Here is a 26,628-nt window from a genome sequence, read left to right as displayed (position 1 = left end):
AGCTGGAGGGGTAATGCCCTTGTAATGCTGGTAAGCGGTGCGGGAAATATCTTGAATTAGTGAACGTCCCGCTACATCGTTATGGGGTCGGGTGGCCAACACTGCTCCCACATAGCGTTTGCCATTGGGCATATCCACTATGCCCGCATCCCCGATGACTGTGCCAATGTCGCCGGTTTTATGGGCAATTTGGGCGTTCGGTTCTAACCCCTGGGGCAACAGGGTGCGGGTTTTAGTCTGTTGCATGATATTCAACAGGCGATCGCGGGATTTGAGGGATAACAATTCCCCTCCCTGTAGCTTGACCAACAATAGGGCTAGATCCTGGGGACTAGTGGTGTTGGTGCCTTCCAAATCCGGCAAGTAATTATTAATTTTCGTTTGGGACATCTGCCACGCCTGGAAGCGTTGATTGAGGAATTCCTTACCCCCCAGCCGTTTGATCAACATGTTGGTGGCGGTGTTATCGCTGATGACAATCATTTTGGTCACCACTTCCAAGGCCGGATAGCTGGAGCGTTTGCCCACGTCGTATTGCATGGTGCCTGCTTCCCCCACAATCACATCTTCCGTAAGGGGCAGTTCTTCATGGAGTTGGATTTTGCCCTGGTCCACCGCTTCAAAAAAGGCGATCGCCACGGGAATTTTAATGGTGCTGGCGGCGGGTAGTTGGGTGTCTCCTTTAGCATTGGCGAATTGGCCATTATCTACATCGATGAAGTAGGAGTAGGAGTTGATTGCTGGAGCTTTGGACGTACCCAGGGTAGTTAACTTCTGGGTTAACGCTTGATCCTCTTGGATGGGCTTAACTTGGTTGGAGTCCGCCGTGGGGGCACTAGCCGCGGTAGTTTCCTGGTTTTCGGCTGTTTCCGGTGTGGCCGTTGCTGGAGTTCCCCGCAATTTATCGGTTTCTGTAGTAACCCAACCCGCAATGGAAGCTAGCACCTTTTGGGGATAAATAGCCGGCTGATCCGCCTGGGCTTGATGGGGATCCTTTGCCGTGGCCAATGGGGCGTCATCCTGGTCTCCCTGGATAAATTTCGTGGGGCTAAAAGTAGTAATGGCCGTACCGGCGATCGCCCCGATGCCAATGCCCACAATGCCAAGACGAACAGACGTCAACAAACTCTTTTGCCACCAACTGAGGGGTTTACTCGGTTTACGGGGCCGGGGGCTGACATTTTTGCCCTTGCCCACGGATTTCACCTCAGTGGAGCTGACCACCTTCAGGGGGTTGACCTTGGTTTCCCCTGATTTTGGGCTTGATTGTTTCTGATCTGTTTCTATGGAAGCATCGGCCTGTTCCCCAACCTCCGGAACGGTGGCGCCGATGGGGGGAGTGGATGTACCGGAGATAACCCGGAGATTACGGCGTTGGGCGCGGCGAGACTTAGGACGGCGGGGCATAGAAGTAATCATGGTGAGGCTGGAGGGGCATTAACCCAGAGGAGGATCGGTCATTAAGGGGGGAGCGGCCTTTCCATTAGTTCAACACTCTAAAACGAAGCACCCATACAGGACAAGAACTTGGCAAAAGTTTATTGGCCAGGCCATCACAATCCCCCCTTTGGTTGCTCGGGATGACTAATTTAAAGTTTAATTTGTTGCGCTAGCCAATCAATTTGTCCCAAAATTCCCCGCAATAGGGCCACTTCTTCGCTGTTTAGTGCGGCTCGCTGATAAATTCTGCGTAATTTCGCCATTTTACTAGGGGCGGTGTGGGGATATAAAACTTGGATATTGAGCAAAGTTTTCTCCAAGTGCTGACAGTAACTATCCAATTGACCATTGGTGGCTAAGGGCACCATTGACCCATCCTCCTGGCGATCGCCTGGGGCTTGATTGTCTGTCCCCATGGCCAGGTTAGCTTGGTACAGCTCATAAGTACAGACCATCACCGCTTGGGAAAGGTTCAAGGAAGGATATTGGGGATGGACGGGGATACGGACAAAACGGTGGGCTTGGTTGAGTTCTTCGTTACTGAGGCCACTGTCTTCCCGGCCAAACACGAGGGCACTTTTTAAATTCGGGGCCAGCAACCAAGGCAATGCTTGGCGGGGGGTTTCCATGGGAGATTGCAAAATTCGCTCCCGGGCACTGGTGGCAATGATGCGCTGGCGATCGCCTAGGGCTGTGGCCAAATCATCCACCACCCTCGCTTGGGCTAGAACTTCTTTGGCATGGACTGCCATGGTTTGGGCCTCAACACTCTGATAATCGCAACGGGGATTGACCAAAATTAATTCCCCTAAACCCATATTCTTCATGGCCCTGGCGATCGCCCCTAAATTTCTTTCTCCCTGGGGCTCCACCACCACAATGGCAATATTTTCCAAATTAGTATCCTCCAAAAGTTTTAGATGAAGTTTTAAATTCGCGGGCGACAATGGTGGAAATTTTCAATACACTCTACAAATATCGATAAAATTGCGCCTCAACTCTTGGCCCGCTTGATTCATATTTGAGAAAAAGCAGAAAATTGTATTCATCCAGTCCATTCATCCAGTCCTAAAATGGCTTTTCCTTCTGGTGACGACTGCCAAAAATATAGGTAAATACAAAGGTAAATTCACAACCAATAAAAAATACTTGAAAAATCAAATAAATCCACAGCAACAATACCATTACATTGCCCACCACACCGTAGGCCTGCAAATTTTCTCCAATGCGAATGATGCCACTACCAACCGCATTTTGTAAAACCATCATGGCAGCAGCAGTCAAAATTGCTCCAGGAAAAATATCCCACCATTGCAGGCGAGTCGGAGGCAAAACTTTAAACAACGTGATAATAACTGCGGTAATAACAAAATAGGAAATGCCAGTCTGGAGGGTAGTAATTAACGCCAAGCTATCAAAGGTAATCCAAGGAATGGATTGTTCAAACTCTCCTAAAACAGTCAGAATAATTTTGGCAGCCAGGTTAGCAAATATAGACAATAAAAACACCATCACCGTGCTTAACACCAGCAAGAAAGCCAGAATCTTATTTCTAATAAAATTAAAAGCATGTTGTTTAACCCCGGCATTTTCCTTGGGTCGATGAACCACGGCCCAGATTTTACTAACACTTTGATTAAGGGCATCAAAAATCCGGCTAGAAGTTAGCACTAAAATACCAAAGCCGATGATCCCAGCACTAAAGCTACTTTGATTAAGATTGGTCAATGCCTGCTGAAAAACCGTAAAAGGTTGTTCTGGCAAAATATTTTGGGCAAAGCTAATTAGTTGCAAATAATAGTTTGATTCTGATCCCAACAACCTACCAGCAATACTCAACATAACGAGGCAGATGGGGAAAAGGGAAAACAGGGCATAGTAGGCTAGGGCGGCCCCCATGTCCATGCAGTTATCCTTTTGCCATTTCAGAAATGTTTGTAATATCAACTGACTGATGCGGGCTGGTAAAATCACAGTCCGAAAAAAGTTAATTAACCGCTTCAGTTGGGCGAAATTATTCCCCATCAATCAGATAAAAATGAAAAAATTACCAAGGTGGACCCAAATCGGTCTGATTTCCAGTATCTCCCCAATGGGAAGATACACTGACCCAAACTGTATCGAAATCGCTCGAGTTGGAGGAAATTTTTAGACCGGATTTGGCACACCTCTGCCTAGGATAGTTAATTATCCTTGTGAGGGGAAAAACCCATGGTTACCGCTGGGCCACCACTTCCTTGTCCTTAGCAAGAAACTGCTCTAGGTCTTCCAGCATTTCCGCATCAACTTTGGTTTGCATGGGGCAGAATTTGGGCCCACACATGGAGCAAAATTCAGCGGTTTTGTAAATATCTGCCGGTAGGGTTTCGTCGTGGTACTCCTTGGCCCGTTCCGGGTCTAGGGCTAACTCAAACTGGCGATTCCAGTCAAAGTTGTAGCGAGCCTTGGAAAGCTCATCATCTCGGTCCCTGGCCCCTGGGCGATGGCGGGCAATGTCGGCGGCGTGGGCAGCAATTTTATAGGCAATCAAACCGTTGCGGACATCTTCGGCATTGGGTAAACCTAAGTGTTCTTTGGGGGTGACGTAACACAACATAGCAGTACCATGCCAACCGGCGATCGCCGCTCCGATGGCGGAGGTAATGTGGTCGTAACCGGGGGCAATGTCCGTCACTAAGGGACCCAAGACATAGAATGGTGCTTCACTGCACTCTTCCATTTGCTTTTTAACGTTGAACTCAATTTGGTCGATGGGGACATGGCCTGGGCCTTCGACCATGACCTGCACGTCATGCTCCCAAGCCCGTCGGGTCAATTGGCCCAAGGTTTTTAGTTCAGACAATTGGGCGTCATCGGAAGCATCATGGGTACAACCGGGGCGTAGAGAATCCCCCAAACTGAAGGAAACATCATACTTTTTGAAGATTTCGATAATCTCGTCAAAGTGAGTATAGAGGGGATTTTGCTTGTGGTGGTGCAACATCCATTTGGCTATAATGCCTCCCCCCCGGGAAACAATGCCAGTAATGCGAGACTTCACTAGGGGTAAATACTCGATCAGTAATCCCGCATGGATGGTCATATAATCCACCCCTTGCTGGGCATGCTTTTCGATGATGTGGAGAAAGTCATCGGGGGTCAGATTTTCAATGCTACCGTGGACACTCTCCAGAGCTTGGTAAATGGGTACGGTACCAATAGGGACGGGGGAAGCATTGATGATGGCTGTACGAATCACATCTAAGTCACCGCCGCCGGTGGATAGATCCATTACCGTATCAGCACCATACTTGACTGAGAGCAGTAATTTTTCCACTTCCTCATCAATGTTGGAAGAGTTGGGGGAAGCACCAATGTTGGCGTTAACTTTACATTTGGAAGCAATGCCGATCGCCATCGGTTCCAGATTGGTGTGGTTGATGTTGGCGGGGATAATCATACGTCCCCGGGCCACTTCGTCTTTAATCAACTCAACGGGCAGATTCTCTCGCTTCGCCACATAATCCATTTCCTCGGTGATCACCCCTTTGCGGGCATAATGCATCTGGGAAACATTGGTTTGTCCCTGGCGCTTAGCAACCCAAGCAGTTCGCATACAAATTTCCTCGAATGGTGAGCTTCCCTCCGCTGGTATTACCCAGTCTCAGGTTCTAAGGGTTTTTCTCAGCCTAGCCATCTAGACACCCCTAGCTATGGCAAATTTTAGCATCATTTTTTGAGGGACTAGAAGGGAAGGTCCTCACTTAACCAACAAAAACAGCAGATTACACGAGAGTGTCAAGTGGATAATGATATGAGAGCATAGAGAATGTCGGCTAATGAGATTTTGAAAAGTTGTTACGCAACTGGCGGCTTTCATTACTTTCTTGAAACTCTCTAATATTTTTTGCGTTTCTTGCTCTTTTTATTGTTTGAATGAGAACTGCCAGCTTTTCTACTTTTGCTAGAAACTGATGCCTCTACCAGGAATGCTGTAAGTGACACGAACTCCCCTCTCGCTTATATTAGCTGTCGATCCTCTACCCTCGATGGACAAACTAGTTCCACTTTTGTCTAGATTTAACCTAATGCCAGGCGCTATTTTGATCGACTTTCTGAACCTGAATCCCATTTAGCTCTATCATCCAACTAAAGGCCAGAACGGCTCGATTCTAGTCTACTGCAGTGCAGGACCAAAGAACAACATTCAGGGAACAGCTCCAAATGCTGATTTCCACCCAACATAATCGAGCCGGTTTTTAATATTATTGTATGGATTATGCACTAAAGAACTCCCCGGGTAGGATTCGAACCTACGACCAATCGGTTAACAGCCGACCGCTCTACCACTGAGCTACCGAGGATTGACTCAACGATTCAACATCATAGCAACTACAAGTTCGTTTACACAAGCCCCTTTTGAAAAAAATCTCAAATTGTTGGGCACACTCCCAGCTTGAGCCCAATTTGTCCCAACCGCCCTATGGCAGGGGACCAATGTTGACCGCTATGCTGAAGCAGAATCACGTTTGCCATTCCATGGCTGAACAGCCTGATTTTTCTCTCCTCACCCGTCAAGTTTTATGTTGACCCACCACCGTCGTCCGGTTTGCCTATCGCTCATTTCCACTGATTTGCCCATTCTTTCCACCCTGGAGACCGCCGCTACCCTGTACCAGAAGGATTTGCATCGCTTTCATCTCCTACTGCACCAAGAACAGGAGCAAAGTCCCGGTGGGGATCAACAAATGCCATCCACAGCCCAGCTACTGTGGTTAGAACTCTCTCCCAGGCGCATTGTGCTGACTCGCCAGGGCAATAGTCAATTTTCCTATCGTCATTTTTGGGAGCAGGGAGTTTATGGCATTAGCCGCTATTGGCTCAATGAGCAGGAAAGACACCTGAGCGATTCCTTCCAGTTACGGAATTACACTAGGGACATTACCTTACAGGGGTCCCCATTACCGGAATTTTTGCGGGTGGAATATGAACTCTGGGCCGCCCAGGAGTGCTTAGGCCATTATGTGTTGCATTTGGAAATTTACCATTAAGTCCCCTAACTCCTAATCCCCTGGCGATCGCCGTGGCCATATTTTTGATTCGCCATTGATTCAACTAAGTATTCTGATTTATGCACCAAGCCCAGGCCGAAAGGCTACTGTTCACCCCTGCCTCCCCCCAAGCTGATGCAGTACCGTTAATTTTTGCCTTTCCTAATATTTATAGTGTGGGCATTACCAGTTTGGGCTACCAAGTGATTTGGTCAACCTTGGCCCAACGAACCGATGTGCAGGTGAGCCGCCTTTTCACCGATGCCCAAGAAACTTTACCCCGATCGCCAGAGTTGCTTGGTTTTTCTTTTTCCTGGGAGTTGGACTACAGCAATATTTTGACCCTGTTGGAGCAGTTACAGATTCCCTTGCTGGTTAAGGAGCGGGGCCCTGGGGATCCGTTAGTATTTGGGGGCGGCCCGGTGCTGACAGCTAACCCGGAACCCTTTGCCGACTTTTTTGACCTCATTTTGTTGGGGGATGGGGAAAATTTAATACCAGATTTCATTGATGGCTACCAGGCAATACGGTCCTGTTCCAGGGAGGAAAAACTAGAAAAACTGGCCCAAATTCCCGGCATTTATGTGCCCAGTTTGTACGAGGTGAGTTACGAATCCGCTGAGGGAAAAATTAGTCACATCCACCCCAGCGCCACCGCCATTCCGGCCCAGGTGAGCAAGCAGACCTACCGGGGCAATGTCCTCTCTGCTTCGACAGTGGTGACGGAAAAAGCCGCTTGGGAAAATATTTTCATGGTGGAAGTGGTACGCAGTTGCCCCGAAATGTGTCGCTTTTGCCTCGCTAGTTATTTGACGTTGCCCTTTCGGCCGGCGGATACGGAAAAGTCTTTGCTGCCCGCCATTGAACGGGGGTTACAGGTGAGCGATCGCCTGGGATTATTGGGAGCTTCAGTCACTCAACATCCGGAATTTGGCCAATTGTTAGATTACCTAGGCAAACCCGAATTTGACCACGTACGGCTCAGCATTGCCTCGGTGCGGACCAATACGGTGGATGAAAAATTGGCCCAAACCTTAGCTAGGCGGGGCACCAAATCCCTCACCATTGCTATTGAAAGTGGCTCGGAAAAGTTACGGCAAATTATCAATAAAAAACTAACCAATGAGGAAATTCTCACTGCTGCTCAACGGGCCCAGGCGGGGGGATTACAGGGGCTGAAATTCTATGGCATGGTGGGGGTGCCGGAGGAAACAATGGGGGACGTGGAAGCCACGGTAGCTTTATTAAAACAGGTGAAAAAAGTCGCCCCCGGTTTACGCCTCACCTTTGGCTGTAGCACCTTTGTGCCCAAGGCTCACACCCCTTTCCAATGGTATGGGGTCAACCCAGAAGCCAAACAGCGTCTACAATTTTTACAGAAAAATCTGCGTCCCTTAGGCATTGATTTTCGCCCCGAAAGTTATAACTGGTCAGTGATGCAGGCTCTAATTTCCCGTGGCGATCGCCGTTTGGCCCCGTTGCTTCTACTCACCCGCCATTACGGAGACACGTTGGGCAGTTTTAAGCGGGCCTTTAAGGAATTAAAGGGACAATTACCGAGCTTAACGGATACGGTCCATGCCGATTGGTCAATCACAGATCAACTCCCCTGGCAACATTTACTGGGCCCTTTGCCCCAAACCACGTTGATAAAACATTTACAAACCGCCCAGGAGTTTTTTTGATTCTTTTAAGCCTATTTATCCTTGGGCAACTTCCCCCAGGGTGGCAAAAAACTCTGGATAGGAAATAGCGGCCGCTTCCGCCCGGTTCAGGATTGTTTGTCCCCCACTACCCAAAGCGGCGATCGCCAAAGCCATGGCAATGCGATGATCCGTCAAGCTATCCACCTCGGCTCCCTGTAACGGGATTCCCCCTTGGATTTCCAGCCCATCATCAAATTCGGTGACCTTGGCCCCCATTTTGCCCAACTCCGAAGCAATGGCCGCCAGGCGATCGCTCTCTTTCACCCTCAATTCTGCGGCATCTTCAATGCGGGTAGTGCCCTCTGCAAAGGCCGCCGCCACCGCCAAAATGGGAATTTCATCAATCAGTCGAGGAATAATCTCACCGCCAAAGGTACAGCCCCGGAGACGGCTGGATCTAACCCGCAGGTCTGCCACTGGTTCCCCCGTTACCAACCGTTCATTTTCCGGGGTAATGTCCGCCCCCATCTGGGCCAATACTTCCAACACCCCCGTCCTGGTGGGGTTAATGCCCACATTTTCCACCAACAATTCCGACCCAGGCAAAATGGACGCCGCCACCAACCAAAAAGCCGCGGAGCTAATGTCCCCTGGCACCACCACCCGCTGCCCAGTCAAATGCGCCGGGCCGTGAACAGTGACGCTATGGGTTGCCGAATCAATAGTTAACTTAGCCCCAAAGGCCTGTAACATTCGTTCACTGTGGTCCCGGGACAAGGCCGGTTCCGTAATAGTGGTGTCCCCCTCGGTGGTTAATCCCGCTAGTAACAGGCAGGACTTTACCTGGGCTGAAGCAATGGGGGAATGGTAATGGATTGGTTTTAATTGACTGCCCTGTACTGCTAAAGGGGCAAACTTGCCGTTATTCCTGGCCCAAATTTTTGCCCCCATTTGTTGCAAGGGTTGAATTACCCTCGACATGGGTCTTTGCCGCAGGGAATCATCCCCAGTGACGGTGAATAGACAATCCCTTTGCCCCGCCAGTAAGCCCAACATTAATCGCATGGTGGTGCCAGAGTTACCAGCGTCCAAAACGGTGCTTGGTTCCTGCAACTGTCCCAGACCCCGACCTTGAACAATAATTTTTTCTGAATTTAGTTCGCTGATTTGCGCTCCCATGGCCCGAAAACAATGGGCCGTACTACGGGGATCTTCCCCCAACAGTAGTCCTTCGATGATCGTTTCTCCGGTGGCGATCGCCCCTAACATTAAGGCTCGATGGGAAATGGACTTATCCCCCGGTACCCGCAGGCGGCCAGTCAAAGCTACCCCCTGGGCAGGAGGATTAATAGTTAAACGTTGGTGGAATTGATAATTGTTGAGGGAAAGCAGGGCCATGGAGGGGACAAATTAGGGGCAGGGAAGACCAAGCTAAATTGTATTGGCATTTCCGCCCCCCGCCAAATTTTCCTGGGTTGGTCAAGGAAGCAAAAAACATCGTTACCATGGTCAGTGGAAAGGCGAACAGTTTGTTAATCTTGACAGGCGATCGCCTAGCAACCATTGCCAGACCAGAGGCCAAACCCATGAAATCCCATTTTTCTTTCCCGTGGAAATTAATTCTACTTGCCACCACCGCTTTTATACTCAGTTTTCCCGCTGTGGTTAAAGCCCAATCCTATAACCCAGTGGAACCTTTCCCAGAAGACTTACCAGCCACGGGTAACATTAACGACCTCGATGGCCTCCAGGAACGTCAAGTAGAAGATTGGTTCCCCGAGCAAAATACGGGGACTGATTCCCAAACCTTGTTGGAAATTAACACCACCAACACCCCTCCCTTGAGTGTCAATGACCGCAGTAGTCAAATCAAAGAAGAAAATGATTGGCAGCGAAGCTCTTCTGGGGAACCCAAGCAAACAGGTTCTGGTTTTCCCCTCGGTACTTTTTAGTTGATCAGTAGTAGGGCATTGTCTCCCCATAATTGCGGGAGGCAGCCCGTTTTTCTTAACTCCCGTCGCCTTCTCTTCCCCCATCCATCTGACCATGTAGCAATTGTTCTTCCCCTAGGGGCCCTAGACCAAAATCATTGTTCCAGCCCCGGCCGCAAATTTTTCAGGGGAGCTTGACAGAACTCGGAATGGTGCTGGTAGAATAACAAAGGTTAATCAATGGGGTGTAGCCAAGTGGTAAGGCAGCGGGTTTTGGTCCCGCCATTCCTAGGTTCGAATCCTAGCACCCCAGTTCTAATAGGGTTCAGACTTTTTCCTCCTTCCCCACGTTGCCGTTACCCCAGGGGGGTGAGTTTAATCTAGTTCCCCCAGGGACTCCACTTCCTGCTCCAGGCTTTCCTGTAAATTCTTGATGAAATGACTCAGCTTACCCCGTTCAATGTAGGGCCAGCCGCCACTTTCTTCTATGTCTCTCAGTAGGCCATATAAACCCCGACGGGTATTGGGCAAGGCCGGTTCAAAATAGTCGATGCGAATGCGACGGTGGAGAGATTCCAAAACCCTGAGGAGCTGTAGCAAACGGTCATGGTCGTCCTGGTAATCTTCCGCCAGGGCCTCGGTGGTGGTCATGAGGGCTTCTAACTCAGGAGTTAGACATAATTTTTGGTTGATCGATTCCATTGATTCCAATAAAGCTCAGTTAGGCAGATGGGCTGTTCGCAAACAAACACCAACCCAAATGATAGTGGTTTGTGGCCAAGGCCTTGCTCTGACCCCCTGGGGAAATGTCCCTTCCGGCGAGATGACTGGTAAGGTAACGAAAGTTTGGTAGAGTGGATCTCGTTAAAATATGCCTATTTTGTCCATAATCCCTAGGGTTGCATCCGTGTAAGTCTGGAGCCGGACAAGGCCTGAAAAAGACAAAAAATTTGAGATTGACTTAAGCGAGGTTAAACCATGAGGTTTCGTCCGTCTATTGTGGCTTTGCTTTCAGTCTGCTTTGGACTACTAACGTTTTTATATAGCGGCAGTGCCTTTGCGGTTGATAAGAGCCAGCTTACCTACGATGACATTCTAAATACGGGCCTAGCTAACGTTTGCCCTGAAATTTCTTCCTTCACCAGAGGCACCATCGAGGTGGAACCAAATAGTAAATATTTTGTTTCCGACTTCTGCATGGAGCCCCAAGAGTATTTCGTTAAGGAAGAACCCGTTAATAAACGCCAAAAGCCTGAATACGTTAAAGGTAAGGTTCTGACCCGTCAAACCACCAGCCTGGAACAGATCCGGGGCACCATTGCCGTGGCCGCCGATGGCACGCTGACTTTTAAAGAAAAAGACGGGATTGATTTCCAACCGATTACGGTGTTGTTACCCGGTGGTGAAGAGGTACCTTTCTTTTTCACAGTGAAAAGTTTTACTGGCACCACAGAGCCCGGTTTCACTTCCATCAACAGTTCCACGGATTTTGTCGGCGATTTCAATGTGCCTTCCTACCGGGGTGCTGGTTTCCTAGATCCCAAGGCCCGGGGTCTGTACACTGGCTATGACAACGCAGTGGCTCTGCCTTCAGCGGCGGATAACTTCAGCACCAATAAGAAGGAAACTCCCCTGGGTAAAGGTACCCTTTCCTTGCAGGTAACCCAAGTGGACGGTTCCACTGGGGAAATTGCCGGTATTTTTGAAAGTGAACAGCCTTCCGACACTGATTTGGGTGCGAAGGAACCCCTCGATGTGAAAGTCCGGGGTATTTTCTACGGTCGGGTTGATACCGATGCTTAATTTTTGCTTTGGTAGCTGACTGGTTTTAGTCGGTTACTTTGACGAGCTGAATGATTTGGCGATCGCCGTTGGGGTGGTCGTCTTTTTTATGAGTTTGTAGTTTTTACAATTCTTCTGCCATGGGTTAATTACCAGTCATCCTGGCGTTGGGGTGGAGGGCTATGCCAATCGGCGTAACGGCTTTGGTAAACTTCTGGTTCTGGCAAAGTGGCTTCGATTAATTCTTCTTCCAGGGTGATTAAATTTTCTAGTTCTGGCAATGGTTCTAGCTGCTCTGGGGTATTTTCAGCGGTCTCTTTACCCCAAAAATCTTCCAGGGGTTCCACCACTTTGGCGATCGCCTGTTTGACAAAGGCCTGAATAAATTCATCTTTGCGGCTGAGTTGAAATTGTTGTTCCACCACCTGGGCCACACCGCCATCGCCCCAATCCTGATCCTGGCGGAAATATTGAATAAAACTTTTGCCAGCAATGCGAGTCAGATAAGCCGCTGTGACCCCCTGGATCGCTTTACCGATGATGTAGGTGGTGAGTTGCAACTGCATGGCCTGGGCCATCAACTCCACCGCTCCTTTGACAATGCCTAGTCCCACAAAGGTTTTGCCAAGGGAAATGGCCAATTCTTTGCCCCGATCGCCGTCAATTTCACAGCCATAGACCCGACCGATCTCCACCACCATCTGGGCATTGATGGCCGTAGTGGCCAACAAATCAATCACCGGCAGAGGGGTAACCGCAATGGCCCCGGCCCCAATCCACTGGTAACGGTCAATGATTTTCATCGCTTCCCGTTGCCGTTGTTGCTCGATAATTTGCCTAGCTTCCTCCCCCAACCGTTGGGATTGCAACAGGATATTATCCGCCATCAAATCGTCCCCATCACTACGCAATACGGCGACTAAACGTTTGACCAAAGGCTCAATTTCCGGCTCTGGCCTGATCAGCAATCCCGGTTGAATGGCCACATCCTGGGGTCGGGCGGCGATCGCCAACACATCCTCTGGAGGAATAAAGGCTTTGACCCGTTGCCGGAGGGTTTGCAAAAGCACTGCTACTTCATCTGGGGGATAAAGATCCGCTTTGTTGAGAATTAGTAAAGATCGTTTGCCAATTTTGGCCAAGGCTCTAAGGGGTTCATATTCGGACTGACGCAGGTCATTATCCACCACAAACAAAAGTAGATCCGCCTCCGTGGCCAATTGCCGAGCCGCCGTTTCCCGTTCGGTACCGCGCACCCCCGCCTCCAAAATGCCCGGTGTATCGGTGATTTCCAAGTCCCGACTCACCCCATCCAGGTAAAGGTAATACTTCTCCCCGGCGATCGTGGTGCCCATGGTGGGGGCCACTTCCCCCTGAATTTGCCCCAATAAGGCATTGACCAAAGAGGTTTTGCCCGCCGCCCCTGTGCCAAATACCACCAGGTTCAAATTCCCCCGTTGCAACTGGGCTTCAATTAAGCGGGTTTTTTCCAGCAAGGCTTTTTGAGCCACCTGGTCTTGAATTTGCTGCATCTGCCGCCGCACTGCTTGTAGATTGGCCGCCGCTGTTTCGTTTTTTTGCTCTGGTAATTTAATGCGTCGCCGTTTTTTAGCAGCAGTATCCTTGGGCTGGTTGGCTAGGTTGAAGTAGTAAAAAAAAGTAGCAATTAACAGGGCCAGCACCCCAATCACTAGCAAAATGACAATATTGGCCAAAAAAGGAGAAGTCCAAGCCACCTGGGAGTAGAGCCTCAGAATGGCGTCGATGAGCCAAATCACCATCCCCAAAATGAAGCTCACAGCGAGGACAATGGTCAGTAAACGGGGCAGTGGCATGGGCAAAAAGGGAAGAATTCCAAGATAATGCTTGACCTTGAGCTTTGATCATAACAGTGGCAACGCAGTGCCTAAGAATTGACAAAAACAAGGTTTGGCCATTGCTTTTCCCGAATAATGATGGCTCCAGGATTATGCTAGCTTTGGGAGCAGAAAGACCAGGCTGTGGCTAGAGTTGCCCCTGGGTAGTCTTAGAAAGAGTTTTAAAAGGGTGTTGTTGCGGTGATGGAAAAAGTTATGGAGCCGGTAACTGTGGGCCAAAGGGTGCTCAAACCAGCGGTGGGCTTGATTAATCGCTTACACTATCCCCAAAAGTTTGCCCTGATCAGTGTTTGCTTTTTGTTGCCCTTGGGTTTGGCTATTTTTCTGCTTCTGTCCGAAATTCAGGGTCAAATTCAGTTTGCCCAGCTAGAACAACAGGGCTTGGCGTATCTGGGTCCTCTGCAACAATTGCAACAAACGGTGCTGACAGAACCCCTCACGCCTTTGGAGTCAAGCCATTGGCAGTGCCCTGTGGAACATTTAGAACAAGTTCAGGACCGTTGGGGGCAAAAATTGCGTACAGCAACGGATTATGTTGCCCTAGAAGAAGCTTTATCAACCAGGCGGAATAATAAGGAAACTAACCCCGAAGAAATTCTCCAGGCGATCGCCGTGCTGCGTAACAAAGTGGGAGACCAATCCAATCTCATTCTTGATCCGGATTTGGATAGTTATTACCTGATGGAAGCCCTGTTGCTCAAATTACCCCAACTGCAAACGGATGTGGCCCAACTAGGTACCATCATTGCTTCCCACTCCGGCTCCGGCCTTTCCCCCGCAGAAGAATCCCAATTGCTAGTGATTAAAGCCCAGTTGACCCAGCTTAGGGAAAGTTTGGTCAAAAACCTTGGGGTGGCCTTCACCCACAATGACAATCAACAACTACAACCGAGGGTAAGTAATGGTCTCCATGGTTTGGCCAACGCCCTAGAAACATTGGATCAAAGTTTAACTAGGGTAATTTCAGGACAAACTAAGCTCGATGACCCAGCTTTAAGCCAGCAGAGCCAATGGAGTTTGCTGAACAGTTTACATTTTTGGCGAACGCTCAGCCCAGAATTAGACCAACTACTGTCCGAGCGTATTCAACAATTCCAGCAACGGCAATGGCTCCTCAGCACCTTCGTTTTAGCCACCCTGGCGATCGCCGCCTATTTATTTTGGGGATTCTATGCCAGCGTCATGGCTACCATCGCTAGTTTGAGCAGTGCAGCGGAAAAAATGGTGGCGGGCAGTCAAACTAAAGCGGTGGAATTACAAACCCAGGATGAAATGGCGGAGGTGGTCCACGCCTTTAACACGGTGGCCGATGCCCTCTGTCGCCTCATGGAAAAATTACAGGACGAAAATTTACGGCTAGAAGCGGAAATTGACATCACCCGCCAATTACAACAGATGTTAATGCCTTCGGAACAGGAACTGGCAGCGGTGGCCGGCCTAGAAATTGCCGGTTTTATGGAATCGGCTACGGAGGTGGGGGGAGATTATTACGATGTGTTGCAAACTAATGGCCAAGTCAGAATTAGCATTGGCGACGTTACCGGGCACGATTTAGAGAGTAGTTTGGTGATGATTATGGCCCAAACGGCCCTGCGGACTTTGTTAGAACATGGGGTCACGGATCCGGTCAAACTGTTGAGCGCCATGAACCGCACCATCTATGAAAACACCAGACGCATGGGATCTTCTAAAAATATGACCTTAAGTTTGTTGCAATACGAAGCGGGGTTAATCCGTCTGAGTGGGCAACATGAGGAGGTGTTAATTATCCGCAGTAACGGGGAAACGGAACAGATTGACACTTTTGAATTGGGCTTTCCCCTCGGTTTGGAGTCGGACATTAGTGCCTTTGTGACAGAGCGGGAAATTAGTTTAAACAGTGGTGATTTGGCTGTGCTCTACACCGATGGCATCACCGAAGCGATGAATATTAAGAGGGAATTTTACGGCATAGAACGGTTGCAAACAGTGCTTTCCCGGCATCGACACCAGGCCCCGGCGGAAATCCGCCACCAGGCGATCGCCGATCTTAAGCATTTTTTGGGGGATCAACCCCAAGAGGATGATGTCACCCTATTAATTCTTAAGCAGAAGTAGTTGTAACAAATTTGTGGGGGGATACTACCATGGCTGATTGAGCAACTTTTTTCCCCGTTCTAACTTTTGCCGTAGTAATGCTTTTCCCTCGCAATTAACCAAGCGGCGATCGCCCCACCGATGAAGCCGAATAAATGGCCTTGCCAAGAAACCCCCGGCCGACCGGGTAGTAAGCCCCAGAGAGCACTGCCGTAGAGCACTAAGACAACAATGGACAGGACAATGGAGGCCAGGTTTTTTTGGAACCAACCCCGCAGTAATAAAAATCCCAGGTAACCAAAAATCAGAATGCTGGCCCCCACGGTGACAGTGTTAGGGGGCGCAATCAACCAGACTCCCAAGCCCCCCACCACCATGGTGATCCCAGTCACAATCCAAAAGTCGCTCACTTCCTGGAGCATCACCAGCCAAGCCAAAATAACAAAGGGAACGCTATTGGCAATTAAATGACCGAAGTCGGCATGGAGAAAGGGGGCAAATAGAATTCCCCTCAGACCTTCCAAGGAGCGGGGATAAATGCCAAATTGATCCAGGCTGCCCCGAAAAACAAACGCATCCAAGATTTCCAGTAGCCAAAAAATGGCTAGAAAACTGACAATAATCGAGAACTGACTTTGCAGGGTGGCCCGCAAGGGAGTTTGGCGACTTTGGCTCATGGTGATCAAAAAGAGCGATGGCTGAGGTTAGGGGGACAGAGACCCATCCCTAATCAAGAATAACCAATCGCCCTAGAATGGGACAGACCAGAAACTAGATCCTATGGCGACTATCCACGGTAATTGGCAACCTTCCCACGGGGAAAACGGCGGCAGACTGTTTCTTTGGGCGGATACCTGGGGTACTACCCTGCCAGAAACCACTGGCGATCGCCATCCCTTTGCGTTGGATGTACCGGCCTTGGTTCAAGCTTGGTCTAATGTGCCCCTGGCTTTTCCCCCAGCGGACAAGGTAACGGAGCAAACTTTAACGCTTCATTTACCAAGCCATCGTCAGCAAAAAATTCCCCTGCCCTTTGTTACAGGGCAAGACCCCGTGGCCATGGATGCGAAATACCTCCACTGGCGATCGTGGCAAATTACTGGGGTGAGTTTGACTCCCAAGCAAACGTTAACGTTGCTGCAATCTATTCCCCTGGGAGGCCAGGTCCTAACCAGCTTGGGATCAGAATTTTATTTTTACGGCCAATTGCACCGCTGGTGTTTGGATTTAGTTCTGCGGGGCAAATTTGTGCCGGGGCTAGGGCAAATGGGGCAAGACGGCGGTTACTACGCTCAATGGATTCCCATCCTCGATAGCATCCAAGACCAAACCTATCTGGCCCAATTTACCCAGAGAGTCCCTCCCTGTGCCCTGGCCCTGACGCCCGAAACCGAAGCGGCTCAAGGGGTAGTGGTGGATTTACTCCAACAATTAGTCCAAGCCCAGATCGAGGTCACTAGTCCCGCCATTAGTAATGCCAAAGAAGCTTGGTTAAATGGTTGGCTCAAGGGCCTGACCCAGCCGGAGCAAACTTCCCTGGGTACGGGTAAAGCTCTGCAACGTTTAGCCACAACCCTGGACCATTGGTATCTGCCAGTCCAAGGTTATCTCGGGCAACAAAGCAACCAAGCCCTAGCCCAACGGCAATGGCGGGGTGCCCTGCGGTTACAGCCCCCAGTGGATGGTGCTGGCGGCATCTGGCAATTGGAATATGGTTTACAAGCCTTGGATGATGGAAAATTCTGGCTACCGGCCGCTGCCCTCTGGGCCATGACCGGCGATCGCCTAGTGTGGCAGGGCCGCAGAGTGGAGCAAGGGGCAGAAAGTTTACTGCGGGGCTTAGGAGTGGCGGCCCAAATCTATGAACCCATTGCCGACAGTTTGGCCCAACGCTGCCCCACAGGATGTGAACTAGATGCCATCCAAGCCTATGAATTTATCTTGGCGATCAGCCATCAGTTGCGGGACCGGGGACTGGGGGTAATCCTGCCGGCGGGGTTAGAACGGGGCGGCACCGCTAAACGCTTGGGGGTCAAGGTAGTGGGGGAAGTACAACGGCAAAAAGGCCAGCGGCTCACCCTGCAAAGCTTAATTAACTATGACCTGCAATTGATGATGGGCACTGGGGACAATGCCCGACGGTTAACTAATGCAGACTTTGAAGGTTTGCTGGCCCAAAAATCTCCCCTGGTAGTGCTAGACGGGGAATGGATTACCCTGCAACCAGCGGACGTGCGGGCCGCCAAGGCCATTCTCCAGCAACAAAAATCCGCCCTTCCCCTAACGGTGGAAGATGCCCTACGCCTCAGCATTGGCGATTTGCAGACCGTATCTAAGTTGCCAGTGACCCAATTTGCCGCCCGGGGCATGTTACAGGAACTGATTGATACCCTCCGCAATCCCCAGGGAGTGGAACCTATAGCTACCCCACCGGGTTTCCAGGGCACCCTGCGGCCTTACCAAGCTCGGGGTGTGGGTTGGTTAGCCTTTTTGGAGCGTTGGGGTCTGGGAGCTTGCTTGGCAGATGATATGGGTCTGGGCAAAACCCCTCAATTACTGGCTTTTTTGCTCCATTTAGCCGCTGAAGACATGTTAGTTAAGCCGGTGCTGATCGTTTGCCCTACGTCGGTAATGAGCAATTGGCAACACGAAATTAATAAGTTCGCCCCCCAGCTAAATACGGTTTTACACCATGGCGATCGCCGTAAAAAGGGACAACCTTTAGTCAAACAGGTCAAAGACCAGCAAATTGTTCTTACCAGTTATGCTTTGTTGCAACGGGACTTTAGCAGTTTGAAATTGGTGGACTGGCAGGGGGTGGTGCTGGACGAAGCCCAAAATATTAAAAATCCCCAGGCTAAACAATCCCAGGCGGCCCGGCAATTGCCAGCGGGTTTTCGCATTGCCTTAACGGGGACTCCGGTGGAAAATCGCCTGACGGAACTCTGGTCAATTTTGGAATTTTTAAATCCCGGTTTCCTGGGCACCCAAAGCTTTTTCCAACGGCGCTTTGCCAACCCCATCGAAAAATTTGGCGATCGCCAGTCCCTGTTAATTTTGCGTAATTTGGTGCGGCCGTTTATTTTACGACGCCTAAAAACCGACCAAACCATTATCCAAGACCTGCCCGAAAAACAGGAAATGACCGTTTTCTGTGACCTCTCCCAGCAGCAGGCCAATTTATATCAACAATTGGTGGAGGAATCCCTCCAGGCGATCGCCAACAGTGAAGGCATTCAACGCCACGGTTTAGTCCTCACCCTATTAACCAAGCTCAAACAGGTCTGTAACCATCCCGATTTGTTGTTGAAAAACCCCGCCATTACCCATGGGCACCAGTCCGGCAAATTAGTCCGTTTGGCAGAAATGCTCGAAGAAATGATCAGCGAAGGCGATCGGGCGTTAATTTTCACCCAATTTGCCAGTTGGGGCCATCTGCTCAAACCCTATCTGGAAAAACACTTTAACCAAGAGGTGCTCTATCTCCATGGAGGCACCCCCGCCGCCCAGCGGCAAGCTCTGGTGGAACGGTTCCAGCAGGACCCCAACAGTCCCCATTTATTTATCCTTTCCCTCAAGGCCGGAGGCACAGGGCTTAACCTCACCAGGGCCAACCATGTGTTCCATGTGGACCGGTGGTGGAATCCAGCAGTGGAAAACCAAGCTACGGATCGGGCTTTTCGCATTGGCCAAACCCGCAACGTCCAGGTGCACAAATTTATCTGCACAGGCACTTTGGAAGAAAAAATCAACGCCATGATGGCCGACAAACAACAGTTGGCGGAACAGACAGTGGACGCCGGGGAAAATTGGCTTACTCGTTTGGACACCGATAAGCTCCGTCAGTTATTAACCCTATCGGCTACCCCAGTGGACTACCAGGGGGAATCCTCGGAAGAGGCTTGATAAAAATAGGTCTTGGTCTTGGGGGAATTTCCCTTTATTGAGGAGATTCAGAGGGCATTAGCCGTCATTGGCCGGCTTCCCAAACCATCTCCCAGGATGGTTTAGGTACAAAAAAAGACAGTCGGGAAATCACAATCCCCACTGCCTGTTCTGGCAACAAGTTGTTCCATGGGGCAAGAAAAATTAATTTCCCCCCAAAATTGGACAATCAAGGGCCAGATAATTTACTAATTGCTAGCTAAACAGAAACTTCACTTAGTTCCCTGGTCATGTGGTCGAAGGGAGAGGCAATGAAATCTGCGGTGCTCAGATTGGTTTCCTCCGCCATGGCTTCAATCATTTCCTTCATGATCTGAATGCCCCGCACCGTGGGCCCAATGGGCACCCCGAGAGAATTGTAGGTTTCCCGCAGTCCTTGCAGAACCCGCTCATCTAGCACGTTGTTGTCCCCGGCAATGAGGGCATAACTGGCATAGCGCAGGTAATAGTCCATATCCCGCAAACAGGCGGAAAAACGACGGGTGGTGTAGGCATTACCACTGGGGCGGATTAGTTCGGGGATTTCTTCAAACAATTGGGCAGCGGCCCGTTTGACGATGGTGGCCGAATTAGCGTTAATCATGGCGGCGGCGGCAATCCTAGCCGCACCGGACTCAAAATAAGCTTTGAGCTCATCCATGGCGTTCCGGTCTAGATAACGACCGGTTAAATCATAGCTTTTTATTAAAGTGGTAACCGCGTCTCGCATTTAAAAGGTTCTCCCAACGGCAGTTTATAGTTAAGGGGCTTGGGCAAGCCATTTTAGTTCTCCTACCTATCATTATTTCCGAGTGAACGCAAGTCAAGGGAGCCCTTACCCCTGCAATAAAACTACATATTTAGGCCGTCAGGGGCTTAAGTTTTTGCATTGAAAATTAAATCCCAGTGCCGAAAATAAATTGGGCTGGGGCCGTGGTAGAGGCTCCAGCAAAAACCTTAGCGGCCCGGGGCTTAATGAATACTTGCTGGCCAACTTTGGGGTTGAGTTGCTGACGTTGTTCTCGGTTGAGATAGGCCAGTACCCTGGTGTTGTCAGTTAAGAGCACCTCCACTTGTACTTCCCAGCCAAGGTGAATCACCCTTTGGATGGTACCAGTGACAGTGGTGTCGTCCGCTTCAGTTAAAAGCTCAAAATCATGGGGTCGCACAAACACCGGGTCCTGGTGTCCATTCTCGCTGTGGTGGGGCCCAAAGGCGTGGGAATTAAATAGGGACGCAGTGCGGGGCAAGACGTTAACTTCGCCAATGAAACTCATCACAAAGGGACTAGCGGGATGCTCATAAATTTCCTCTGCAGTGCCAACTTGCTCAATTTTGCCGTTACTCATCACCACAATTTCGTCCGCTACTTCCATGGCTTCTTCCTGGTCGTGAGTAACAAATACACTGGTGAGGTGTACTTCATCATGTAATTTGCGTAGCCAGCTACGGAGTTCTTTCCTCACTTTGGCATCTAGGGCTCCAAAGGGTTCATCCAGTAATAAAACCTGGGGCTGTACTGCTAAAGCTCTGGCTAAAGCGACCCGTTGCCGTTGTCCACCGGACAGTTGGGAAGGATAACGATTGCCGAGGCCTTCTAGTTGAATCAGTTCCAGTAATTCTTGCACTCGTGCTTTCGTTTTCCCTGGGGGATGTTTGCGAATTTCTAAGCCAAAAGCAATGTTTTGCCGGATGGTTAAATGTTTAAATAAGGCGTAATGCTGGAAGACAAAGCCAATATTACGTTTACGAATGTCCACATGGGTAGCATCTTGGCCATTAATAATAATTTGTCCTTGGTCGGGGGGTTCTAAACCGGCGATCGCCCTCAGTAGGGTTGATTTGCCAGAGCCGGAAGGCCCTAACAGGGCGACTAATTTACCATTGGGAATCTCTAAATTAATATCCTTAAGGGCGGTAAATTCACCAAATTTTTTAGAGACGTTGTTAATTGTAATACTCATTGAAAATTCCTCTAATAATTGTTAAAAATATGGGATTATTAAACTGAAAAAGTTTTGTTGGGGCATTAAACAGATTTATGGTGACCAGTGCGCCGCTCCAAAATTTCTTTTAATACCAGCGTGACCACGGCTAAGAGAGCCAGCACCACCGCTGCACCGAAGGCCGCTTCTGTTTGATAGTTTTTGTATTCCTGCTCCACAAAAATAGGTAATGTAGTGGTTTTACCTAAAATACTGCCGGAAACCACCGCCACCGCACCAAATTCCCCCATGGCCCTGGCATTGGTTAATAGAACTCCATAGAGTAAGCCCCAACGGATATTGGGCAACGTCACTCGCCAGAAAATTTGCCAATCCTTCGCCCCCAAGGTGCGGGCGGCCTCTTCCTGTTCCGGCCCCAATTCTTCCAGTACGGGAATCACTTCCCTGGCCACAAAGGGTAAGGTCACAAAAATAGTGGCGATCGCCATGCCAGGGACAGCAAACAGTATTTGCACATCGAGGGCTGCGAACCAGCTACCAATCCAGCCATTTTTGCCGTAGAGCAGAACAATCATCAAGCCGGCCACCACGGGGGAAATGGAGAAAGGTAAATCTAAAATGCTTAGAAATAGGGCCCGACCGGGGAATTGATTGCGAGCTAATACCCAGGCGGCACAAAGACCAAACACCGTATTCAACGGGACGGAAATTAGGGCCATCACAACGGTTAACTGCAAAGCTGACTGAAAATTACGATCTCCCATGGCTGCTAAAAATGGCTCTATTCCCTTATGAAAAGCTTCGTAAAAAACGGCGATCGCCGGCAACAGTAAAACTAAAACTAAGTAAAATAAAGCCAGGGCAATGAGTAGATGTTTAACCCTAAATGTTCGGGGTAATTTAATCGTTGGCATAACGGCGTCCCCATTGTTGTAGCAAATTAATAATCAGCAATAATATCAGTGAAACAAATAAAAGCACTGCACCAATTACCGTCGCAGCAGGATAATCATATTGTTCAAGCCGTTCAAAAACTAACACCGGGGCGATCAAATCCTGAAAGGGAATATTGGATGCAATTAAAACCACTGAACCATACTCCCCTACTGCCCGGGAAAAACCCAAAGCCACTCCAGTTAGAATAGGGGGAATTAAAGGGGGAAAAATAACTCGCCAAAAAGTTTGAAATTCCGTTGCCCCCAAAGACCAAGCCGCTTCTTCTGCTTCCTCTTCCATTTCTTCCAAAACCGGTTGTAAGGTGCGGACAATAAAGGGTAAGGAAATAAAAACCATCGCCACAAATACCCCCAGGCGACTAAAAGCAATTCTGATGCCAAAGGGGGCAAAAAATTGACCAACCCAACCTGTTTGACTATACAAAGTAGCCAATACTAAACCGGCCACGGAGGTGGGCAGAGCAAAGGGTAAATCCACCATAGCATCGACAATTTTTTTGCCAGGGAATTGGTAACGCACTAACACCCAGGCAACCAACGTTCCCATCACACCGTTGATCATCCCCGCTGCTAAGGCCGTGAGGAAGGTAACGTTATACGTGGAAATGGCGATGGAAGTGGTGGCAATTTGCCAAAATCCTTCTAAGCCTAAGGAAGCTGATTTGGCCAGCAAAGCGGCAATGGGTAACCATAAAATTAGTAAAAGATAAATGATGGTAACTACCCAGGGGAGGGAAATGTATTGCCAAAAATTAAACTTAGCTAAACGTATGGCTAGGGAAGACATATTCAAATTTGTTGTCATGTTACCAACCGTCGAGATCCTGGTCTAAAACTGTGCTGACTTGCAATTCTTCTAGGTAAGCTAAGGCATCATTAATTGCTTCACTCTGACCAATTAAGGTTAATTTAAATTGCCCCTGACCACCGTTAGTGCCCAACGTTGCCGCTAGAATATTTACCTGTAGTTGATAACGACTTACCAGTTGAGTAATAAGCGGTTCTTGACGATAGCTTTCAGGAATAGTGAGGTAAAGAGTTATCTCTGTAAGGCGATCTGAGCCATTGACACTTGGGGAAGAAAAAGTTGGTGATTTCATAGATTACCTAAGCTTAATCAGAATTCTTAATTGGAATTATTGAATTTCTATTGCTTGCCGATTTTAGTGATCACTTGGTCAAAGACACCACCTTCATCAAAAAATTCGGCTTGGGCTTTTTTCCAACCCCCAAAATCCTCAATGGTGGCTGGGTTTTTCACTTGGGGAAATTGACTAGCAAACTTAGTTAGGACTTCTTGATTAACGGGGCGGAAGCCGGTTTCGGCAAAAATTTGTTGTGCTTCTGGGGTAAAGAGATACTGCACAAAGGCATCGGCCACTTCCCTCGTGCCCTTTTTATCCACGGTGCTATCAACAACGGCCACCGGTCCACTAATGGAAACATTGAAATCCTGGGGAATAATATAGGGTTGATTTTCCCCTTTTTGTTTGGCTAACAGCACTTCATTTTCATAGTTGAGCAAAACGTTACCCTGCCCTTGTTTATAAAAAACATCCGTCGATTCCCGGGCATCCTTGGGCAAAACCGGCGCATTAGCCAAAACCTTGCTGGCAAAATCAAAAGCTTGCTCCTCTGTGCCCCCAGTTTTGGTCACTGAACCCCAAAGGCCCAGGAAATTCCAGCGGGCGCCCCCGGAAGTTTTGGGATTAGCGGTGATTACTTTTACTTCTGGGTTGGCTAAATCAGACCATTTTTCCACTTTGATGTTGTCCGACTCCCTAGTTACAAAGGCGATGACGGAGTTAGTGACAATGGAGCCATTGGGGGCTTCCTCTTCCCAACCGGGTTGAATTAGCCCGGCACTTTCAATTTTTTGCACGTCGGAACTGAGGGCCAGGGCAACGATATCCGCTTCTAGCCCATCCACCACGGCTCTAGTCTGACTGCCGGAACCGCCATAGCTTTGCTCAAAAGTGACATCTTGGCCGGTTTTGGTTTTCCACTCTTCTGTGAATTTAGGAATGATTTTTTCAAAGGCATCCCTGGTGACGGCGTAGCTCACCAAGGTCAAATTCGCTGGAGCTTGACTGGCATTTTCCCCTGACCCGGGCTCGGTGGTGGCGGTGTTATTGCAAGCGGTGATACTGCCCATCATCAAAACGGCGATCGCCGAAAATCCCCAACCAAAAGCAGATCGAGCCATCGTTAACTCCTTGAAATTGTGACCTGTGTGTAACTTTGATAAATCATACTTGAATTTGAAATGTTTTGCAATTTATTTTCAGAGTGTGCATAAAAATATTTAGCTCGTATCGTCAGCGTGTTGTTATCGGTGTGAATTCTCCGTTCTGCCGGGATTCGGTCTGTGTCATGATTGAAGTGGGATTTGCCCGACCGTGAACTGGGGCACTGGAAGTTATCTCTGAGTTCTATGGCTAAACGATCGCCTGCTTTATCCCCTGCCCTGCCGGAACGATTAGTGCAAGAAAGCTATCTTTTTCGGGGCATGGACCTCCCCTTGGTGGAAGATTATCTTGCTTCAGCAGAACTTAAAATTGAAAAACTATTCTCAAATCGCCCCATTTACACCGCATTTCTGCCCGATCAAACCCTGGATAGTCTTTATGTGATGTTGGATGATGGTGTCGTAATTACCCGTAGTACTCCCCTAGACCGCATCATTGCCATTAACTATGCCGGCAGTTGCTTTGGTTGGCGTAGTTTGCCCTTTAGCTATGGTTTAGCCAGTAAATCTTTTCCCTGTTCCGTCGAGGTTTATAAAACTACCCACGTCATTAAAATTCCCCTCGCTACTGTTCAGCAAATTTATGAAAATAGCGAAATTTTTCGGGAACGCTATCGATTTTTATTTGAATTGCAACAAAAATTTGAATATCATCTACTCAATTGCAGCACCTATCCCCCTCAAGCGGTGGCGAGTTTATTGCGGGCGTTGATTTATCAAGAACGGGAATTGGGCAACCAACCCGATCGCCAGGGTAATTACATTTTTGATTTACCAATTGACGTCATTGCCAGGGCTTGTCAACTGAATCAAAGAACAGTGGAACAGGTGCTGAAGGGCATGCAAAAACACCATTTGATCACCATTCCCAAGGGGGAAAAGGAGGATCTCATTCAAATTCTGGCCCCGGAAGGACTGAAGGAAGTGTATAGTGCCACCCGGGAAAAGGTTAACTGGTGGCCTTTGAAATAGGAGTTGCAATGGTTGTGATAGATTTAAATAAAATTAAGGCACTTTTGTTTACTATCCCTCTTTCATCAAAATGGGTGAATTAGAATGGAGATAAAAGGCTGGAAAGCTTGGAGGGAGTATGACGAAGGTAAGAGAAGCGAAAAAGACAGTACAATGTGTAGACACGTATAGTGAACTGTATAAAGATATATTTCCAGATGTGAGAGCTTATGAAGCTTTTAAATACCTGATGGTGGGAATATTAAGTGATATAAAAAGAAAAAGCTTGCCAGCGATAGCATCATCATTAGGATTAGAAAATGAGCAAGGACTATTGCATTTTATAACAGATTCGCCATGGGAGTTAAAAGACTTAGAAAAAAGAAGATTAAATATTCTGTTAGAGATACTAGAAGGGAGAGAAATAGTAGCGATAGTAGATGAAACAGGGGATAGGAAAAAGGGAGAAAAGACAGATTATGTAAAAAGACAATATATAGGAAATCTAGGAAAAATAGAAAATGGAATAGTGTCAGTAAATATCTATGGATACTGTGACGGGGTAACCTTTCCGTTGAAATCAAGAATATATAAGCCGAAAGAAAGATTAAAAGAAGGGGATGAATATAAAAGCAAACCAGAAATAGCAGTAGAAATGATAAAAGAATTGAAAGAAAGTGGATTTAAGATAAAAAGCTGATTGACTGACAAAAGAAGTGAAAAGCAGTCTAGGTGGGGATTGTAGAAAAGAGGGGAGGTCACGTTCTAGGATTAGATACCACTCAAAACCTGGAACGCGATGCATAATCACTCCCCCCTCT

General features: G+C 48.7%; 22 protein-coding genes, 2 tRNA genes, 1 pseudogene and 1 riboswitch. Of the genes and pseudogenes, 9 read left to right on the top strand and 16 right to left on the bottom strand.

Features of this window, described 5'->3' with window-relative positions:
• From IQ217_RS15555 to IQ217_RS15530, 6 genes are all read right to left on the bottom strand, one after another.
• Positions 1 to 1,419, bottom strand: a 1,419-nt coding sequence (locus IQ217_RS15555) for a serine hydrolase (protein ID WP_194020646.1), incomplete at its 3' end; no start/stop codon positions are given.
• Between the two features lie 170 nt (positions 1,420 to 1,589).
• A complete protein-coding gene (locus IQ217_RS15550) occupies positions 1,590 to 2,336 on the bottom strand; it encodes a TrmJ/YjtD family RNA methyltransferase (RefSeq protein ID WP_194020645.1) in 747 nt (248 codons plus the stop codon).
• Positions 2,337 to 2,508: 172 nt separating this feature from the next.
• The gene (locus tag IQ217_RS15545; protein ID WP_194020644.1) at positions 2,509 to 3,465 is read right to left on the bottom strand and encodes a YihY/virulence factor BrkB family protein; all 957 of its coding nucleotides are present in this window, start codon (positions 3,463 to 3,465) and stop codon (positions 2,509 to 2,511) included.
• A gap of 190 nt (positions 3,466 to 3,655) precedes the next feature.
• Complete coding sequence (thiC, locus tag IQ217_RS15540; protein WP_190598694.1) at positions 3,656 to 5,035, bottom strand: phosphomethylpyrimidine synthase; 1,380 nt, start codon at positions 5,033 to 5,035, stop codon at positions 3,656 to 3,658.
• A 7-nt stretch (positions 5,036 to 5,042) separates the two neighbouring features.
• Positions 5,043 to 5,138, bottom strand: a riboswitch (TPP riboswitch).
• 245 nt (positions 5,139 to 5,383) lie between these two features.
• Positions 5,384 to 5,551 (bottom strand): DUF4236 domain-containing protein, encoded by a 168-nt coding sequence (locus IQ217_RS19540; RefSeq protein ID WP_194020643.1) that lies wholly within the window; start codon positions 5,549 to 5,551, stop codon positions 5,384 to 5,386.
• A gap of 160 nt (positions 5,552 to 5,711) precedes the next feature.
• Positions 5,712 to 5,783: transfer RNA gene (locus IQ217_RS15530), tRNA-Asn, on the bottom strand.
• A 219-nt stretch (positions 5,784 to 6,002) separates the two neighbouring features.
• Between IQ217_RS15530 and IQ217_RS15525 the strand changes: the two genes are divergently transcribed.
• On the top strand, positions 6,003 to 6,470 hold the full coding sequence (locus IQ217_RS15525; protein WP_194020642.1) for a hypothetical protein: 468 nt from the start codon (positions 6,003 to 6,005) through the stop codon (positions 6,468 to 6,470).
• Positions 6,471 to 6,550: 80 nt separating this feature from the next.
• Positions 6,551 to 8,155: a B12-binding domain-containing radical SAM protein gene (locus IQ217_RS15520; RefSeq protein ID WP_194020641.1), complete on the top strand. Its 1,605-nt coding sequence runs from the start codon at positions 6,551 to 6,553 to the stop codon at positions 8,153 to 8,155.
• A gap of 15 nt (positions 8,156 to 8,170) precedes the next feature.
• Here IQ217_RS15520 and aroA read toward each other — a convergent pair whose 3' ends face one another.
• Positions 8,171 to 9,514 (bottom strand): 3-phosphoshikimate 1-carboxyvinyltransferase, encoded by a 1,344-nt coding sequence (gene aroA / locus IQ217_RS15515; protein WP_194020640.1) that lies wholly within the window; start codon positions 9,512 to 9,514, stop codon positions 8,171 to 8,173.
• A gap of 107 nt (positions 9,515 to 9,621) precedes the next feature.
• Between aroA and IQ217_RS15510 the strand changes: the two genes are divergently transcribed.
• Complete coding sequence (locus tag IQ217_RS15510; RefSeq protein ID WP_228023876.1) at positions 9,622 to 10,068, top strand: hypothetical protein; 447 nt, start codon at positions 9,622 to 9,624, stop codon at positions 10,066 to 10,068.
• A gap of 220 nt (positions 10,069 to 10,288) precedes the next feature.
• Positions 10,289 to 10,360, top strand: a tRNA-Gln gene (locus tag IQ217_RS15505).
• Positions 10,361 to 10,422: 62 nt separating this feature from the next.
• Here the strand turns inward: IQ217_RS15505 and IQ217_RS15500 are convergent.
• Entirely contained in the window at positions 10,423 to 10,749 is a 327-nt protein-coding gene (locus IQ217_RS15500; protein ID WP_199309739.1) for a hypothetical protein, read from the bottom strand.
• 276 nt (positions 10,750 to 11,025) lie between these two features.
• Here IQ217_RS15500 and psbO point away from each other — a divergent pair, with 276 nt between their 5' ends.
• Positions 11,026 to 11,850: a photosystem II manganese-stabilizing polypeptide gene (psbO, locus tag IQ217_RS15495; RefSeq protein ID WP_190598699.1), complete on the top strand. Its 825-nt coding sequence runs from the start codon at positions 11,026 to 11,028 to the stop codon at positions 11,848 to 11,850.
• Between the two features lie 128 nt (positions 11,851 to 11,978).
• On the opposite strand, the gene IQ217_RS15490 is transcribed toward psbO, so the two are convergent.
• Positions 11,979 to 13,664 carry a DUF697 domain-containing protein gene (locus tag IQ217_RS15490; protein WP_194020639.1) on the bottom strand — a complete coding sequence of 562 codons (1,686 nt, stop codon included), beginning with the start codon at positions 13,662 to 13,664 and terminating at the stop codon, positions 11,979 to 11,981.
• 225 nt (positions 13,665 to 13,889) lie between these two features.
• On the opposite strand from IQ217_RS15490, the gene IQ217_RS15485 reads away from it, so the two are divergent.
• Positions 13,890 to 15,803, top strand: coding sequence for a PP2C family protein-serine/threonine phosphatase (locus IQ217_RS15485; RefSeq protein ID WP_228023874.1), 1,914 nt, complete (start codon positions 13,890 to 13,892; stop codon positions 15,801 to 15,803).
• A gap of 59 nt (positions 15,804 to 15,862) precedes the next feature.
• Here the strand turns inward: IQ217_RS15485 and IQ217_RS15480 are convergent, their stop codons facing one another.
• Positions 15,863 to 16,459: a rhomboid family intramembrane serine protease gene (locus tag IQ217_RS15480; RefSeq protein WP_194020638.1), complete on the bottom strand. Its 597-nt coding sequence runs from the start codon at positions 16,457 to 16,459 to the stop codon at positions 15,863 to 15,865.
• Between the two features lie 103 nt (positions 16,460 to 16,562).
• On the opposite strand from IQ217_RS15480, the gene IQ217_RS15475 reads away from it, so the two are divergent.
• On the top strand, positions 16,563 to 19,688 hold the full coding sequence (locus IQ217_RS15475; RefSeq protein ID WP_194020637.1) for a DEAD/DEAH box helicase: 3,126 nt from the start codon (positions 16,563 to 16,565) through the stop codon (positions 19,686 to 19,688).
• Between the two features lie 238 nt (positions 19,689 to 19,926).
• Here IQ217_RS15475 and apcB read toward each other — a convergent pair whose 3' ends face one another.
• The 6 genes from apcB to IQ217_RS15445 form a co-directional block, all read right to left on the bottom strand.
• Entirely contained in the window at positions 19,927 to 20,436 is a 510-nt protein-coding gene (apcB, locus tag IQ217_RS15470) for an allophycocyanin subunit beta (RefSeq protein ID WP_194020636.1), read from the bottom strand.
• Between the two features lie 166 nt (positions 20,437 to 20,602).
• Complete coding sequence (locus IQ217_RS15465) at positions 20,603 to 21,670, bottom strand: sulfate/molybdate ABC transporter ATP-binding protein (RefSeq protein WP_194020635.1); 1,068 nt, start codon at positions 21,668 to 21,670, stop codon at positions 20,603 to 20,605.
• A 65-nt stretch (positions 21,671 to 21,735) separates the two neighbouring features.
• Complete coding sequence (cysW, locus tag IQ217_RS15460; RefSeq protein WP_194020634.1) at positions 21,736 to 22,566, bottom strand: sulfate ABC transporter permease subunit CysW; 831 nt, start codon at positions 22,564 to 22,566, stop codon at positions 21,736 to 21,738.
• Positions 22,553 to 23,413 carry a sulfate ABC transporter permease subunit CysT gene (cysT, locus tag IQ217_RS15455; RefSeq protein ID WP_194020633.1) on the bottom strand — a complete coding sequence of 287 codons (861 nt, stop codon included), beginning with the start codon at positions 23,411 to 23,413 and terminating at the stop codon, positions 22,553 to 22,555. Before cysT ends, cysW begins: the two co-directional genes overlap by 14 nt.
• 1 nt (position 23,414) lies before the next feature.
• Positions 23,415 to 23,708, bottom strand: coding sequence for an NIL domain-containing protein (locus tag IQ217_RS15450; RefSeq protein WP_194020632.1), 294 nt, complete (start codon positions 23,706 to 23,708; stop codon positions 23,415 to 23,417).
• Between the two features lie 47 nt (positions 23,709 to 23,755).
• Positions 23,756 to 24,814: a sulfate ABC transporter substrate-binding protein gene (locus IQ217_RS15445; RefSeq protein ID WP_194020631.1), complete on the bottom strand. Its 1,059-nt coding sequence runs from the start codon at positions 24,812 to 24,814 to the stop codon at positions 23,756 to 23,758.
• Positions 24,815 to 25,042: 228 nt separating this feature from the next.
• Here IQ217_RS15445 and IQ217_RS15440 point away from each other — a divergent pair, with 228 nt between their 5' ends.
• Both IQ217_RS15440 and IQ217_RS15435 read left to right on the top strand, forming a co-directional pair.
• Complete coding sequence (locus IQ217_RS15440) at positions 25,043 to 25,828, top strand: Crp/Fnr family transcriptional regulator (RefSeq protein WP_194020630.1); 786 nt, start codon at positions 25,043 to 25,045, stop codon at positions 25,826 to 25,828.
• 229 nt (positions 25,829 to 26,057) lie between these two features.
• Positions 26,058 to 26,501: pseudogene (locus IQ217_RS15435) on the top strand (transposase); the annotation flags it as partial.
• Positions 26,502 to 26,628: the final 127 nt, after the last annotated feature.

The organism is Synechocystis salina LEGE 00031 (genome assembly GCF_015207985.1).
Lineage (GTDB): Bacteria > Cyanobacteriota > Cyanobacteriia > Cyanobacteriales > Microcystaceae > Synechocystis > Synechocystis salina.
This window is presented reverse-complemented; position numbering and strand designations above follow the sequence as displayed.